Annotated in this window: 10 protein-coding genes and 2 tRNA genes; 11 read left to right on the forward strand and 1 reads right to left on the reverse strand. The window is 73.8% G+C overall.

The window, feature by feature from the left end; genetic code table 11:
- Positions 1-179: 179 nt before the first annotated feature.
- The 3 genes from BLS67_RS07985 to cimA all read left to right on the forward strand — a co-directional run bounded on the left by BLS67_RS07985 (position 180) and on the right by cimA (position 6,532).
- Entirely contained in the window at positions 180-3,635 is a 3,456-nt protein-coding gene (locus tag BLS67_RS07985) for a S8 family serine peptidase (protein ID WP_109504729.1), read from the forward strand.
- Positions 3,636-3,737: 102 nt separating this feature from the next.
- Positions 3,738-4,760: a 3-isopropylmalate dehydrogenase gene (locus BLS67_RS07990; RefSeq protein ID WP_091242669.1), complete on the forward strand. Its 1,023-nt coding sequence runs from the start codon at positions 3,738-3,740 to the stop codon at positions 4,758-4,760.
- A 173-nt stretch (positions 4,761-4,933) separates the two neighbouring features.
- A complete protein-coding gene (cimA, locus tag BLS67_RS07995; protein WP_091242672.1) occupies positions 4,934-6,532 on the forward strand; it encodes a citramalate synthase in 1,599 nt (532 codons plus the stop codon).
- Here the strand turns inward: cimA and BLS67_RS08000 are convergent.
- On the reverse strand, positions 6,519-6,890 hold the full coding sequence (locus tag BLS67_RS08000) for a VOC family protein (protein ID WP_091242676.1): 372 nt from the start codon (positions 6,888-6,890) through the stop codon (positions 6,519-6,521). The genes cimA and BLS67_RS08000 overlap by 14 nt on opposite strands.
- Positions 6,891-6,944: 54 nt before the next feature.
- On the opposite strand from BLS67_RS08000, the gene BLS67_RS08005 reads away from it, so the two are divergent.
- From BLS67_RS08005 to BLS67_RS08040, 8 genes are all read left to right on the forward strand, one after another.
- Positions 6,945-7,748, forward strand: a complete 804-nt coding sequence (locus tag BLS67_RS08005; protein ID WP_091242680.1) for a fumarylacetoacetate hydrolase family protein — start codon at positions 6,945-6,947, stop codon at positions 7,746-7,748.
- Positions 7,745-9,247, forward strand: coding sequence for a glutamate--tRNA ligase (gene gltX / locus BLS67_RS08010; protein WP_091242684.1), 1,503 nt, complete (start codon positions 7,745-7,747; stop codon positions 9,245-9,247). Before BLS67_RS08005 ends, gltX begins: the two co-directional genes overlap by 4 nt.
- Positions 9,244-10,455, forward strand: coding sequence for a CPBP family intramembrane glutamic endopeptidase (locus tag BLS67_RS08015; protein ID WP_131801692.1), 1,212 nt, complete (start codon positions 9,244-9,246; stop codon positions 10,453-10,455). Before gltX ends, BLS67_RS08015 begins: the two co-directional genes overlap by 4 nt.
- Before the next feature lie 65 nt (positions 10,456-10,520).
- A tRNA-Gln gene (locus BLS67_RS08020) sits at positions 10,521-10,592 on the forward strand.
- 45 nt (positions 10,593-10,637) lie between these two features.
- A tRNA-Glu gene (locus BLS67_RS08025) sits at positions 10,638-10,710 on the forward strand.
- Between the two features lie 66 nt (positions 10,711-10,776).
- On the forward strand, positions 10,777-12,411 hold the full coding sequence (locus tag BLS67_RS08030; protein WP_091242691.1) for a thiamine pyrophosphate-binding protein: 1,635 nt from the start codon (positions 10,777-10,779) through the stop codon (positions 12,409-12,411).
- A gap of 70 nt (positions 12,412-12,481) precedes the next feature.
- Positions 12,482-13,660 carry an LLM class flavin-dependent oxidoreductase gene (locus BLS67_RS08035; RefSeq protein WP_091242693.1) on the forward strand — a complete coding sequence of 393 codons (1,179 nt, stop codon included), beginning with the start codon at positions 12,482-12,484 and terminating at the stop codon, positions 13,658-13,660.
- A gap of 93 nt (positions 13,661-13,753) precedes the next feature.
- Positions 13,754-14,545, forward strand: a complete 792-nt coding sequence (locus tag BLS67_RS08040; protein ID WP_091242696.1) for an SDR family NAD(P)-dependent oxidoreductase — start codon at positions 13,754-13,756, stop codon at positions 14,543-14,545.
- Positions 14,546-14,591 lie beyond the last annotated feature (46 nt).

Consider the following 14,591-nt stretch of genomic DNA (forward strand, 5'->3'; position numbering starts at 1 on the left):
ACGACCACGGTGGACGCACACCGGTGCCGCACGCGCGGCGGGGAGCTGGCGCCGGAGCCCGTAGATCACCTTCAACGCCGACAGGGGTGCACGTGGTTCCCAGGACAACCACCGCCGGGGACGGACGCCACCGCGTCCTCGCCCGGAGCGGGATCGTCGCGATCGCGGCGGCCCTCACCATGACCGGAGGGGCCGGCCTCGCGTCGGCCTCGCCGACCGACATCGCGGCCCGGGCCGGGCAGGAGCGCATCTCGCTCACCCCCGACCAGCTGCAGCAGGTCCAGGACTCCCTCACCGCCCGGCGCGACGCCGGCCGGCCGGCCGGGCTGCCCGCCAGCGGGCCGGCGTCGTTCTTCGTGGAGACGGCGACCCCGTCCACCTCGGAGGTCTACACCGACGCCCTGCCGGGGTCCGGCGAGGCCGCAGCGGGTGCCGCGGCCGCCGCGGCCCAGCCCGCCGCGGAGGCCGCCGCCGCCCAGGTGGCGGCCGACCTGCCGGCGGCGGTCCCCGACGCCCAGGTGCTCTACACCACCTCGACGGTGCTCTCCGGCGTGGCCGTGCGTGCCGACGCCGCCGACTACGAGGCGCTCACCGCGCTGCCCGACGTCGTCGCCGTCCACCCGATCACCCCGAAGCAGGTCAGCAACACCGGTGCGGCGGCCGTCGTGCAGGCCGTGCAGGCGTGGCAGGACCTCGGCAACACCGGGGAGGGCGTCTCGATCGGCATCATCGACACCGGCATCGACTACACCCACACCGACTTCGGCGGCTCGGGCAGCGTCGACCAGTACGACACCCTGCAGGCCTACGAGGCCCAGCCCGCCCCGGCGACCGTCTACCCCAACGCCAAGGTGGTCGGCGGCCAGGACTTCGTCGGCGACAGCTACAACGCCGACCCGAGCAGCCCGACCTACCAGCCGGTCGCGATGCCCGACCCGAACCCGCTGGACTGCAACGGCCACGGCACCCACGTCGCCGGCACCTCCGCCGGGTACGGCGTGAACGCCGACGGCAGCACCTACACCGGCGGCTACGACGACGGCGTCCCCGCGGACCTGCGCATCGGCCCCGGCATGGCGCCCGGTGCGGACCTCTACGCGCTGAAGGTCTTCGGCTGCGACGGTTCCACCGACGTCACCATGCAGGCCATCGAGTGGGCGCTGGACCCCGACCAGGACGGCGACCCCAGCGACCACCTCGACGTCGTCAACCTGTCGCTGGGCTCGGACTACGGCCTGGCCGACGACGCCGACTCCATGGCCGTCGACCGGGCCATGCAGCTGGGCATGCTGACCGTGCTGGCCGCGGGCAACGCCGGCGACAGCTACGACATCGGCGGTTCGCCGGGCAACGCCCCCCGGGGCATCGGCGTGGCCGCGAGCAACGACGGCTACGGCGTCTTCGACGGTTGGCAGGTCACCTCGTCCGAGGGCCTCGTCGACGGCACCCGCCCGGGGCTGCGGTCGATCGCCTACAGCGACACCGACGACTCCGGCGCGACCAAGCCCGACGTGACCGGCGACCTCGTCCTGGCCACGGCCGGGAACGAGTCGGCCTGCGCACCGCTGCCGGCCGGCTACGCGACGGGGAAGATCCTGCTGATCGAGGCCGACGGCTTCGCCTGCGGCTCGGTCGCCAAGGGCACCGCCGCGGTGAACGCCGGCGCCGCCGGCTTCATGATCATCGGGGACGACGACCTGCTCGAGACCGGCATCACCGGCGTCGCCCAGATCCCCGGGATCCTGGTCACCGCCACCGACGGGGCCGCGCTGCGCGACGCCGTCGCCGGTGGGCAGACGGTCACCGTCACCTTCGGGCCGAGCCTGAAGGACGCCTCGACCTACACCGACCCCGACCAGGTCGACCTGCTGGCCTCCTTCAGCTCCCGCGGCACCCGCCAGGAGGACGGCGCCAAGCCCGACGTGACCGCGCCCGGCGTCACGCTGTTCTCGGCCGGTGTCGGCTCGGGCAGCGGCGGCGTCACCGAGTCCGGCACGTCGATGGCCACCCCGACCACCGCCGGGGTCACCGCGCTCATCCGCGCGGCGCACCCGGACTGGACCACCGAGGAGATCAAGGCCGACCTGATGAACACGGCCGGCCACGACCTGCACACCGGGCCGGGGCAGACCGGTGACGTGTACGGGCCCAACCGGGTCGGTTCCGGTCGCATCGACGCCGAGGCCGCGCTGAACAACACGGTGCTGGCCTACGCCGAGGCCGGCTCCGGCGTGGTCACCGCGTCCTTCGGCGTCGTCGAGGTCGACCAGGAGCAGGTGTCGGCGACCAAGACGATCACCGTGTCCAACAAGGGCGACCGGGCCGCGGTCTACCGCGTCACCTACGACGCCCTCGTGCAGCAGCCCGGCGTCCGCTACGCGCTCTCCGCTCAGCGGCTGACCGTGCCGCCGGGCCAGACCCGCACGGTGACCGTCACGATGACCGCCACCCAGGACGACCTGCTCAAGGTCGCCGACCCGACGGTGGTCACCGACGACGGCCGGCAGTTCCTCGGCGAGGCCAGCGGCCGGGTGCTCCTCACCCCGACCAACAACCGCGGCGAGGTGCTGCGGGTGCCGGTGCACGCCAACCCGAAGCCGTCGTCCACGCTGCAGGCGACCCCGTCCGACGACGGGTCGACCATCACCCTGGCCGGTGAGGGCGTGGCCAACGGCGACCTGCTCGACCCGACCAGCTACACCTCGCTGGTCAGCGGGTTCGAGCAGCTGGGCACCAGCCCGGAGATGCCGCGGTGCACCACCACGGCGTCGGCGGACTGCTACAAGTCCGAGCTGGAGCGGTCGGTCGACCTCTCCGCGGTCGGTGTCGCCTCCGACGTCGGGCAGTACGGCGACGACCCCGGGCTCTACTTCGCGGTGGCGTCGCACGGGAAGGCCACGTCCCTCGCGACGTTCACCTTCACCAGCGTCTACATCGACGCGACCGGCGACGGGCTGTGGGACTACGAGCTCTACACCGCCCGCGTGCCCGACGTCGACCTGCCGATCACCTTCCTGGCCGACCGGGAGGGGCAGCTCACCGGCGGTGACGGTGCGCCCTGGTACGCGCCGGTGAACCTGTACGACGGACTGGTCGACACCAACGCGTTCGACACCGACGTCCAGGTGCTCGGCGTCCCGCTGTCGGCCATCCCCGAGGTCACCGGCCGGGTCACCTTCGGCGTCCAGACGGCCAGCTACGCCGGCACCGTCGACGGCGTCGGCACGGTGTCCACCCCGACCGGGACCGAGCTCGCGCCGCAGGCGATGAGCTTCGACCCGACCGCACCGGGGTTGTCCTTCACCGCCGACGGCGAGACGGCGATCGTGGTGCCGGCCACCGACGGCACGGAGCTGGCGGTCACCCAGGACGCCGAGTCCTACGCCGCGGACACCGCGGTGGGTGGTGACAAGGGGGCCATGGTCGTGCTGAGCCAGAACTCGGGCGCGGTCGGCCGCACCCAGTCGGTGCCGATCGCCGGCACGGGCGGGGACGTCGTGACCACGACGGTCCCGCCGGCGGACACCACCCCGGTGGAGCCCGCGCCCGACAGCCAGGTCACCGAACCGCCGGCGCCCCCGGCGTCGGACGCCCCGGTGTCCGACGCCCCGGCCTCGGACGCGCCGACCGGCTGACCGCGGCGCACGCACCGGCACCCCCCGCGAGCACCACCTGCGGGGGGTGCCGGTGCGTCCGGGTGCCGGAGCCCCGCGCGGCGGGCACTAACCTCTGACCCCATGCGCCTGGCAGTGATCCCTGGAGACGGCATCGGCCCCGAGGTGGTGGCCGAGGGCCTCAAGGTCCTGGGCGAGGTCGCCCACGACGTCGAGACCACCCACTACGACCTGGGCGCGGCCCGGTGGCAGCGCACCGGTGAGCTGCTGCCGGACACGGTGCTCGACGAGCTGCGCCAGCACGACGCGATCCTGCTCGGCGCGATCGGCGACCCCAGCGTGCCCGCCGGCATCCTCGAGCGGGGCCTGCTGCTCAAGCTGCGCTTCGAGCTCGACCACCACGTGAACCTGCGCCCGGCCAAGCTCTACGACGGCGTGACCAGCCCGCTGGCCAACCCCGGGCCCATCGACATGCTCTGCATCCGCGAGGGCACCGAGGGCCCCTACACCGGCAACGGCGGCGTGCTGCGCCGGGACACCCCGCACGAGGTGGCCACCGAGGTCAGCATCAACACCGCCTTCGGTGCCGAGCGCGTGGTCCGCTACGCCTTCGAGCGGGCCGTGGCCCGGCCCCGCAAGCACCTGACCCTGGTGCACAAGACCAACGTGCTGACCTTCGCCGGGTCGCTGTGGTCGCGCACGGTCGAGGAGGTGGCCACCGAGTTCCCCGAGGTCACCGTCGCCTACCAGCACGTCGACGCCGCCTCGATGTTCTTCGTCACCGACCCCGGCCGGTACGACGTGATCGTCACCGACAACCTGTTCGGCGACATCGTCACCGACATCGCGGCCGCGGTGACCGGCGGCATCGGGCTGGCCGCCAGCGGCAACCTGGACGCCTCGGGCACCAACCCCTCGATGTTCGAGCCGGTGCACGGCTCGGCACCCGACATCGCCGGGCAGGGCAAGGCCGACCCCACCGCCACCGTGCTGTCGGTCGGGCTGCTGCTGGACCACCTGGGCCGCACCGAGCAGGCCCGCAAGGTCAACGCCGCCGTCGCCTTCGACCTGTCCACCCGCGACGCGGCCCAGCCGATCCGCACCAGCGACGTCGGCGACCGCCTCGCCGCCCTCGCCTCGGGCTGAGCACCGGCGGCCGCCCCTTCACCCGGGGCGGCCGCCGTGGTCCAATGACGGGGATGCACACCGTCGGCACGATCGTCATCACCTAGCGCGCAGTCACCTCCCCGACTGCGCGCGAACCCTCCGTACCCCGGGGGGTTTTTTCGTGTCCGGGCCCGAGTCCCCAGGAGAACCCCGTGAGCCGCACCCCCGTCAGCACCGTCGTCGAGGTCTTCGACACCACCCTGCGCGACGGCGCCCAGCGCGAGGGCATCACCTACTCGGTGGCCGACAAGCTCGCCGTCGCCCGGCTGCTGGACGACGTCGGGGTCTCCTACATCGAGGGCGGCTGGCCCGGTGCCCTGCCCAAGGACACCGAGTTCTTCGCCCGGGCGCGCACCGAGCTGCAGCTGCGGCACGCCGTCCTGGTCGCCTTCGGGGCCACCCGCAAGGCCGGTGTCGCGGTCGAGGACGACGCCCAGGTCCGCGCGCTGCTGGACTCCGGCGCGCCGGTGGTGTGCCTGGTCGCGAAGTCCGACCTGCGGCACGTGCGCGACGCGCTGCGCACCACGCCGGAGGAGAACCTGGCGATGGTGGCCGACACCGTCGCCTTCCTGGTCGGCCACGGACGGCGCGTGTTCGTCGACTGCGAGCACTTCTTCGACGGGTACGCGGCCGACCCCGACCACGGCGTCGCCGTCCTGCGGGCCGCCTTCGGCGCCGGCGCCGAGGTCGGCGTCCTGTGCGACACCAACGGCGGCATGCTGCCCGGCGACGTCACCCGCGTGGTCACCGACGTGCGGGCCCGGGTCGACGGCCAGCTGGGCATCCACTGCCAGGACGACACGGGCTGCGCCGTCGCCAACTCCCTCGCCGCGGTCGACGCCGGCGTCACCCAGGTCCAGGGGACGGCGAACGGCTACGGCGAGCGCGCAGGCAACGCGAACACGTTCACGCTGATCGGCAACCTGGTCACGAAGATGGGGCTGCCCGTCGTCCCCGAGGGGTGCCTGGCCGAGCTGAGCCGGGTCAGCCACGCGATCGCCGAGCTGGCCAACCTCACCCCCGACGACCACCAGCCGTTCGTGGGCGCGTCGGCGTTCGCGCACAAGGCCGGCCTGCACGCCAGCGCCATCAAGGTCAGCCCCGAGCTGTACAACCACCTGGACCCGGCGCTGGTGGGCAACGACATGCGCATCCTGGTCACCGAGATGGCCGGCCGCGCCTCGATCGAGCTCAAGGGGCGCGAGCTCGGCGTCGACCTCGCCGGGCAGGGCGACGCCGTCGGCCGGGTGGTCACCGCGGTCAAGGAGCGCGAGGCGCGCGGCTGGTCCTACGAGGCCGCCGACGCCTCCTTCGAGCTGCTGCTGCGCGGCGAGCTGCCCGACGCGCCCGCGCCGCTGTTCGAGCTGGAGAGCTGGCGGACCACCGTCGAGCACCGGGCCGACGGCCAGGTGGTCAGCGAGGCCGTGGTCAAGCTGGCGCTGCCCGACGGCCACGGCGGCACCGAGCGGGTGGTCACCGTCGGGGAGGGCAACGGCCCGGTCAACGCCCTGGACACCGCGCTGCGCTCGGCGCTGGTGGGCCGCTGGCCGCAGCTGGCCGACGTCGAGCTGGCCGACTACAAGGTGCGCATCCTGGGCTGGACCGGAGGCACCAGCGCGACCACGCGGGTGCTGGTGGACACCGCGGACAAGACGGGGGAGTGGACGACGGTCGGGGTCCACGAGAACGTCGTCGAGGCATCCTGGCTGGCCCTCGTCGACGCCCTCTCGTACGCCGTCACCCGGCGCTGACGCGGGAGCGGAGCAGGCAGAACTCGTTGCCCTCCGGGTCGGCCAGCACCACCCACTCGACGTCCCCCTGGCCGACGTCCACCCTGGTGGCGCCGAGCTCCAGCAACCGCACGAGCTCGGCGTCCTGGTCCCGGTCGGTGGCGTTGAGGTCCAGGTGCAGCCGCCGACGGCCCGGCGTGGGGTCGGGCACCCGGATGAGGTCCATGACCGGGCGGGCCTCCGGCCGACCGGGTGGCCCCAGCGTGACCAGCTCGTCGTCGGCCTCGTGCACCTCCCAGCCGAGCACCTGGGACCAGAACGCGGCGAGCGCGGCGGGGTCGGAGCAGTTCACGGCGATCGAGGTGATCCGGGCTGCCATGACCCGATCCTGGCCGCAGCGGGTGCCGGCCCGCCAGGTCAGTAGCCTCGACCCGTGCGCATCGTCCGTTACGCCTCACCCACCGGCATGTCCTTCGGCGTCCTCGACGGCGACGGCCAGGTCGCCCAGATCGAGGGCCACCCGTTCGGCCAGATCAACTTCACCGGCCAGCGGCACGCCGCCGCCGACGTGCGGCTGCTCTCGCCGATCCTGCCCAGCAAGGTGGTGTGCGTCGGCAAGAACTACGCCGACCACGTCGCCGAGATGAAGACCGGCGATGCGCCGAAGGAGCCGCTGCTGTTCCTCAAGCCCTCCACCTCGGTGATCGGCCCCGGCGACGCGATCCGCATCCCGCCGGGCAGCACCAACGTGCACCACGAGGCCGAGCTGGCCGTCGTGATCGGCGCCCGCGGCGCCCGGCACGTCACCGAGGAGCAGGCCGCGGCCAGCATCTTCGGCTACACGATCGGCAACGACGTCACCGAGCGCGACATGCAGCGCGCCGACAACCAGTGGACCCGGGCCAAGGGCTTCGACTCCTTCTGCCCGATCGGCCCGTGGATCGAGACCGACCTGGCCGGCATCGGCAAGGACCCCGCCGACCTGGGCGTCACCTGCACCGTCGACGGCGAGCTCCGCCAGGACGGCCGCACCAGCCAGCTGCTGTTCGGCATCCCGACGCTGATCTCCTACATCTCGCAGGTCATGACCCTGCTGCCCGGCGACGTGGTGCTCACCGGCACCCCGGCCGGGGTCGGCCCGCTGCGGGCCGGTGGGTCGGTCACCTGCGCGATCGAGGGCCTGGGCGAGCTGACCAACTCGGTCACCGGCGCCGACACCACCTCCACCGCGTCGTGACCGCCCCCACCGCCAGCCCGGTGACGACGCCGGTCCGCACCCGGTTCTGCCCCTCGCCGACCGGCACGGTGCACGTCGGGGTGATGCGGGCCGCCCTGTTCAACTGGGCCTACGCCAAGCACACGGGCGGGCAGTTCGTCTTCCGCATCGAGGACACCGACGCCGCGCGCAACACCGAGGAGTCCTACCGGCACCTGCTCGACAGCCTCCGCTGGCTGGGCCTGGAGTGGGACGAGGGGCCCGAGGTCGGCGGCCCCCACGGGCCCTACCGGCAGTCCGAGCGCGGGGAGATCTACGCCGACGTCCTGGCGAAGCTGGTCGAGGGCGGGCACGCCTACGAGTCCTTCTCCACGCCCGAGGAGGTCACCGCCCGCAGGGTGGCCGCCGGGCAGGACCCCAAGCAGGGCTACGACGGCGCCGACCGCGAGACCACCGAGGCGCAGAAGGCCACCTTCCGCGCCGAGGGGCGCCAGCCGGTGCTCCGCCTGCGCATGCCCGACCACGACCTGTCCTGGACCGACCTCGTCCGCGGCGAGGTCGTCTTCGCCGCCGGCGCCGTCCCCGACTTCGTGCTCGCGCGGGCCGGCGGCCAGCCGCTGTACCCGCTGGTGAACCCGGTCGACGACGCCCTCATGGGCATCACCGACGTGCTCCGCGGCGAGGACCTGCTCTCCTCCACCCCCCGCCAGCTGGCGCTCTACGCGGCGCTCACCGACGTCGGGGTCGCCACCGGCGCACCCCGGTTCGGGCACCTGCCCCTGGTGATGGGCGAGGGCAACAAGAAGCTGTCCAAGCGCGACCCCACGTCGAACCTGGACCTCTACCGCGAGCGCGGCTTCCTGCCCGAGGGGCTGGTGAACTACCTGGCCCTGCTGGGCTGGGCGATCGCCGAGGACCGCGACGTGTTCTCCCCGGCCGAGCTGGTCGAGGCATTCGAGGTCACCCGGGTCAGCCCCAACGCCGCGCGCTTCGACCTGAAGAAGGCCGAGGCGATCAACGCCACGCACCTGCGGGCGCTGCCGGTGGCCGAGTTCGTCACCCGGGTCACCCCGTACCTGGCCGACGCGGGGCTCGTCGACGCCACCCCGTCGGCGGACCAGCAGCGGGTGCTCGACGCCGTGGCGCCGCTGGCGCAGGAGCGGATGGTCGTCCTGTCGGAGGCCGTCGGCCTGCTCGGGTTCCTGTTCCGCGACGAGGTCGAGTTCGACGAGGCCGCGGTGGCCAAGCAGCTCACCGGGCCCGACGCCGTCGAGGTCCTCGACGCCGCCGCCGCCGCGCTCACCGGACTGTCCGAGTGGACCACCCCCGCGCTCGAGGCGGCGCTCAAGCAGGCGTTGGTCGAGGAGCTCGGCCGCAAGCCGCGGCAGGCCTTCGGGCCGGTCCGGGTGGCGATCAGCGGCCGCACGGTCAGCCCGCCGCTCTACGAGTCGATGGAGCTGCTGGGCCGCGACGTCACGCTCCGCCGGCTGGCGGCGGCCCGGGAGGTCGCGGGGGCGTGAGGGATCCGGGGTGGTCGTACACGGGTCCGCCGGCCACCGGTCCCTGGGGCGCCGAGCCCCAGGTGCCGCGGTCGTGGGTACCCGTCCCGGCCCCGCCGGTTCGGCCGGCCCAGCGGGCCCCGCAGCCGTCGTCGCCGGTGCGGGGCCGGCCGGTCACCCCACCGGGGCTGCCGCCGTTCGACACCCCGCAGCCCTACGCCCGGCTGATGCGCGCCCGCGACTGGGCGTGGTGGCGGCCGCTGCTGGGCCTGCTGATGTTCGTCGTGCTGTACGCGGTGGCGTCGGTCGTGGTCGTGGTCGCGGCGCTGCTGACCGGCCTGGTGCCGGTGGCCGACCTGCTGGAGCTCACCGACCCCGGCGTGCTGCTGCTGACCAACCTGTCCCTCGTCGTGGCCATCCCGATCGTCTGGGCCGCGTGGGCCGTCGCGCACGGGTCCGGCCGCGGCTGGTCCTCCTCGGTCACGAAGGCGCTGCGCCGGCGACTGCTGCTGCCCTTCACGTGGCGGGCGCTGGCCACCATCGGGGTGGGCGCGGCCGTGACGATCGGCCTCACGCTGCTGGAGCCCGGGACGACGACCACCGGGCCGGTCCCCGGCTACGGGTGGCTGCTCGTCGTCGTGCTGCTGACCACACCGCTGCAGTCGGCCGCCGAGGAGTACGTGTTCCGCGGCTACCTGAGCCAGACGATCGCCGCGTGGTGCCGCACCGAGCGCACCGGCGCGGTGGTGGCCGCCGTCCTCACCGCGGCGCTGTTCTCCGCGGCCCATGCCCCACCCGACGTCCTGACCTTCGCGGACAGGTTCGTCTTCGGGCTGGCCGCCTCGTGGGTCACCCGGCTCACCGGTGGGCTGGAGGCCGCGATCGTGCTGCACGCGGTGAACAACGTGGTGGTCTTCGTGCTCGCCGGCGCGGTGGGTGGGGGAGTGACCACCGCGATGCCGCCGGTCGGGGTCTTCCTGCTCGTGGTGCTGCTCGACGTGGTGTTCATGGGCGCCTACGTGGCCCTGGTCGCCGCGGCGCGGCGCACGCTGGCCCCCGAGCTGGTCAGCCCCGCGGTGGACCTCCGCGGCGCAGCCGGTGCGGACCGGCAGCCGGGCCAGCCGGGGTGGCAGCCGACCTGGGTTCCGGCCCCGCCGCTCCCGCCGCCGGGCCCGTCCGCGACGGTGCCCGAGCCCGACGCGCGGTGGTCCCGGCAGGGGGGTGCGTGAAGGCCCGTGACCCATCGGGTACTGTCTTCGACGGCGCCGCAAGGCGCGCACAACAGCACAGCCCATGGGGTATGGGGTAATTGGCAGCCCGACGGTTTCTGGTTCCGTTAGTCTAGGTTCGAGTCCTGGTACCCCAGCGAGGAACGCTCCATCTCCTCAGGTAACATCTGCAGCACTGTTCTGGCCCCGTCGTCTAGCGGCCCAGGACGCCGCCCTCTCACGGCGGTAGCGAGGGTTCGAATCCCTTCGGGGCTACACCATCGAGACCCCCGGCCCACCAGGGCCGGGGGTCTCGTCGTTCCTGCTCCGGGAGGGGTTGCCGTGGACGTCGCCGAGGCGGTCGGGCGCGCACTGGTCGCCGAGGGCGTGCGGCAGGTCTTCGGCCTCGTCGGGTCCGGCAACTTCCACCTGACCAACGCCGTCGTGGCCGCCGGGGCCACCTTCACCGCCGCCCGGCACGAGGCCGGCGCGACCACCATGGCCGACGCCTGGGCCCGCACGACCGACGAGGTCGGCGTGGTCACCGTCCACCAGGGCTGCGGGTTCACCAACACCCTGACCGGGCTCGCCGAGGCCGCCAAGAGCCGCACGCCCCTGCTGGTGCTGGCCGCCGCGGTCACCGACCCGACCTCGAACTTCGCCGTCGACCAGCCGGCGCTGGCCAGCGCGGTGGGGGCGCTCCCGCGCACGGTCACCTCGCCCGCGACGGCGGTCGGGGAGGCGGTGGCCGCCTACCGGCTGGCCCGCGACGAGCGCCGGGCAGTGGTGCTCGACCTGCCGCTGGGCGTCCAGGCGGCCCCCGCCCCGGCCGACCCGGTGCTGCCCGCGCCGGTGCCGGTCGTGGTGGTGCAGCCCGGGGACGCCGACGTGCAGGCGCTGGTCGCCGCCGTCCGCACCGCTCGCCGTCCGGTGTTCGTCGCCGGCCGGGGTTCGCGCTCGGCCGCCGCCCGCGATGCCCTGCGCGGGCTCGCGGAGCGGTGCGGTGCACTGCTGGCCACCAGCGCGGTCGCGCGCGGGCTGTTCGCGGGCGATCCCTGGTCGCTGGACGTCTCCGGCGGGTTCGCGACCGACCTCGCCGCCGAGCTGATCGGCGACGCCGACCTCGTCGTCGGCTGGGGCTGCGCGCTCAACGGCTGGACCACCCGGCACGGCCGGTTGCTGCACCCCGACGCCGTCCTCGCGCAGGTCGACGTCGACGCCTCGGCCCTGGGTCGGCACCGGCCGGTGGACGTCGCGGTGGTGGGCGACGTCGCCGTGACCGCCACCGCCGTCGCGGCCGCGTGGGGCGCCCCTCGCGCGGGGTGGCGGGTCGGGCCCGTCGGGGCGCGGATCGCCGCCGAGGGCCGCTGGACCGACGCCCCGGTCCAGGACACCTCCACGGGCGACCGGGTCGACCCAAGGGTGCTCAGCGGCGCCCTGGACGCCCTGCTGCCCGCCGAGCGGGTCGTGGGCGTGGACTCCGGCAACTTCATGGGCTACCCGTCGATGTACCTCGCGGTGCCCGACGAACGCGGGTTCTGCTTCACCCAGGCCTTCCAGTCCGTGGGCCTCGGGTTGGCCACCACGATCGGCGCCGCGCTCGCCCAACTCCACCGGCTGCCCGTGGCCGCGCTGGGCGACGGCGGGGCGCTGATGGGGGCCAGCGAGCTGGAGACCGTCGTCCGGCTGGGCCTGCCGATGCTGGTGGTCGTCTACGACGCCGCCGCCTACGGGGCCGAGGTGCACCACTTCGGGCCGGACGGCCACGACGTCGGCATCGCCCGCTTCCCCGACACCGACCTGGCCGCCCTGGCCCGGGGGCTGGGTTACGAGGCCGCCACGGTGCGCACCGTCGCCGACCTCGCGCCGGTGGCCGACTGGGTGGCCGGTCCCCGCACGCGGCCGTTCCTGGTCGACGCGAAGGTCGTGGACACCGAGCCGTCCTGGTGGCTCGAGGAGGCGTTCCGCGCCCACTGAGGGCCGTCGTTGACGGCCGGTGCGGGGTGCTGTGTGATCGGGGTCTCACCCCTCGGCGCGGAGGCACCCCATGAGCAGGCTCCGGTTCGGCATCTTCCTGGCCCCGTTCCACCCGGCGGGGGAGAACCCCACGACCGCGCTGCAGCGCGACCTGGAGCTGGTCGCCCACCTGGACCGGCTGGACTACGACGAGGCCTGGATCGGTGAGCACCACTCCGCCGGCAGCGAGATCATCGCGTCGCCGGAGATCTTCATCGCCGCCGCGGCGGAGCGCACCAGGCGCATCAAGCTGGGCACCGGGGTGACCTCGATCAGCTACCACAACCCGCTCTGGGTGGCCGAGCGCATGGTGCTGCTGGACCACCTGACCCGGGGTCGGGTCATGCTGGGCTGCGGACCCGGTTCGCTGCCGACCGACTCCATGATGCTGGGCCTGGACCCCACGCAGACCCGGGAGCTGCTGGCCGAGAACCTCGACATCATCATGCGGCTGCTGCACGGCGAGACGGTCACCGCCACCACCCGCACGCACACCCTGGTCGACGCCCGGCTGCACCTGCGCCCCTACAGCGAGCCGCTGTTCGACATGGTCGTGGCGGCGGTGGCCTCGCCCACCGGCCCCAAGCAGGCCGGCACCCACGGCATCGGGCTGCTGTCCATCGGCGCGACGCTCACGGCCGACGGGTTCGACGCCCTTGCCCACCACTGGGGGGTCCTCGAGGAACGGGCCCAGGTGAGCGGGAAGACCGTGTCGCGGTCGGACTGGCGGCTGGTCGGGCTCATGCACGTCGCCGAGACCCGCGAGCAGGCCTACGCCGACGTCCAGTTCGGCATCGAGCAGTGGTTCCGGTACTTCCAGCAGACGGCGGCGTTCCCGCAGATGGCGGTCGAGGGCGGCGACGTCAAGGAGATGATCGACTTCATCAACGACGCCGGCATCGGCGCCATCGGCACGGTCGAGGACGCCCGCGCCCAAGTGCAGAAGCTCTGGGACCAGTCCGGCGGCTTCGGCGCCATGCTGCTGCTGGCCCACGAGTGGGCCAACCCCGAGGCGACCCGGCGTTCCTACGAGCTCATCGCCCAGCACGTCTTCCCGCACTTCCAGGGTGGGCAGGTCACCCACGCCCAGGCCACCCTGTCGGCGAAGGAGGCCGCCGCGGCCAAGCGCGAGGGCTACGCCGCCGCCCAGCTCCAGGCGGTGGCCACGATGACCGAGCGGTACGCCGCCGAGGTCGCGGCGAAGGGCTGACCCGGCGGCGCCGGGGAAGGGTTGAGCCCCCCGCCGGGCGGGGACAAGGGGTTCCGGACGCGCCCGGCCCGGGTGCACGACGGACGGAGACCCATGGACCTCGGCATCAGCGGACGCACCGCCCTCGTCACCGGAGCGGACTCCGGCATCGGCAAGGAGACCGCTCGCATCCTGGCCGCCGAGGGGGTGCGCGTGGTGATCACCGACGTGGACGCCGAGGCGCTGGCCGCCGCGGCCGCCGAGCTGGGCAAAGGCGTCACCGCGGTGGCCGCCGACCTGACCGACGCCGCGGACGTCGCCCGGTTGCAGCGCGAGGTGGTCGCGGCCATCGGCGACCCGCAGATCCTGGTCAACGCCGCCGGGATCACCGGCGCACAGGGCCTGTTCCACGAGATCGACGAGGAGGGCTGGCGCTCGACGCTGGAGATCGACTTCTTCGCCGTCGTCCGGGTGGTGCGGGCCTTCGTCGACGGCATGCGCTCGGCCGGCTGGGGCCGGATCGTCCTGCTGGCCAGCGAGGACGCCGTCCAGCCCTACGTCGACGAGCTGCCCTACTGCGCCGCCAAGGCCGCCGTTCTCAGCCTGACCAAGGGCCTGTCCAAGAGCTACGGCTCCGAGGGCGTGCTGGTCAACGCGGTGTCGCCGGCCTTCATCGAGAGCCCGATGACCGACGCGATGATGGAGAAGCGGGCCGACGAGAACGGCACCTCCTTCGACGAGGCCGTGGAGTCCTTCCTCGAGGAGGAGCGGCCCGGCATGGAGCTGGGCCGTCGCGGCCAGGTCGAGGAGGTCGCGAGCGTGATCGCCTTCCTGTGCTCCGAGCGGGCCAGCTTCGTCAACGGCAGCAACTACCGGGTCGACGCCGGCAGCGTGGCCACGATCTGAGCGGGCCGGCGGGTCCCCGACGTCACAGCACGTCGGGGTTCCGCCG

Source organism: Klenkia soli (genome assembly GCF_900103975.1).
GTDB classification, from domain to species: domain Bacteria; phylum Actinomycetota; class Actinomycetes; order Mycobacteriales; family Geodermatophilaceae; genus Klenkia; species Klenkia soli.

Coding starts and splice junctions, on each gene's coding strand:
- BLS67_RS08000 (WP_091242676.1), bottom strand. CDS start 6,890: ATGGCAGCCCGGATCACCTCGATCGCCGTGAACTGCTCCGACCCCGCC.
- BLS67_RS07990 (WP_091242669.1), top strand. CDS start 3,738: ATGCGCCTGGCAGTGATCCCTGGAGACGGCATCGGCCCCGAGGTGGTG.
- BLS67_RS08040 (WP_091242696.1), top strand. CDS start 13,754: ATGGACCTCGGCATCAGCGGACGCACCGCCCTCGTCACCGGAGCGGAC.
- BLS67_RS07985 (WP_109504729.1), top strand. CDS start 180: ATGACCGGAGGGGCCGGCCTCGCGTCGGCCTCGCCGACCGACATCGCG.
- BLS67_RS08035 (WP_091242693.1), top strand. CDS start 12,482: ATGAGCAGGCTCCGGTTCGGCATCTTCCTGGCCCCGTTCCACCCGGCG.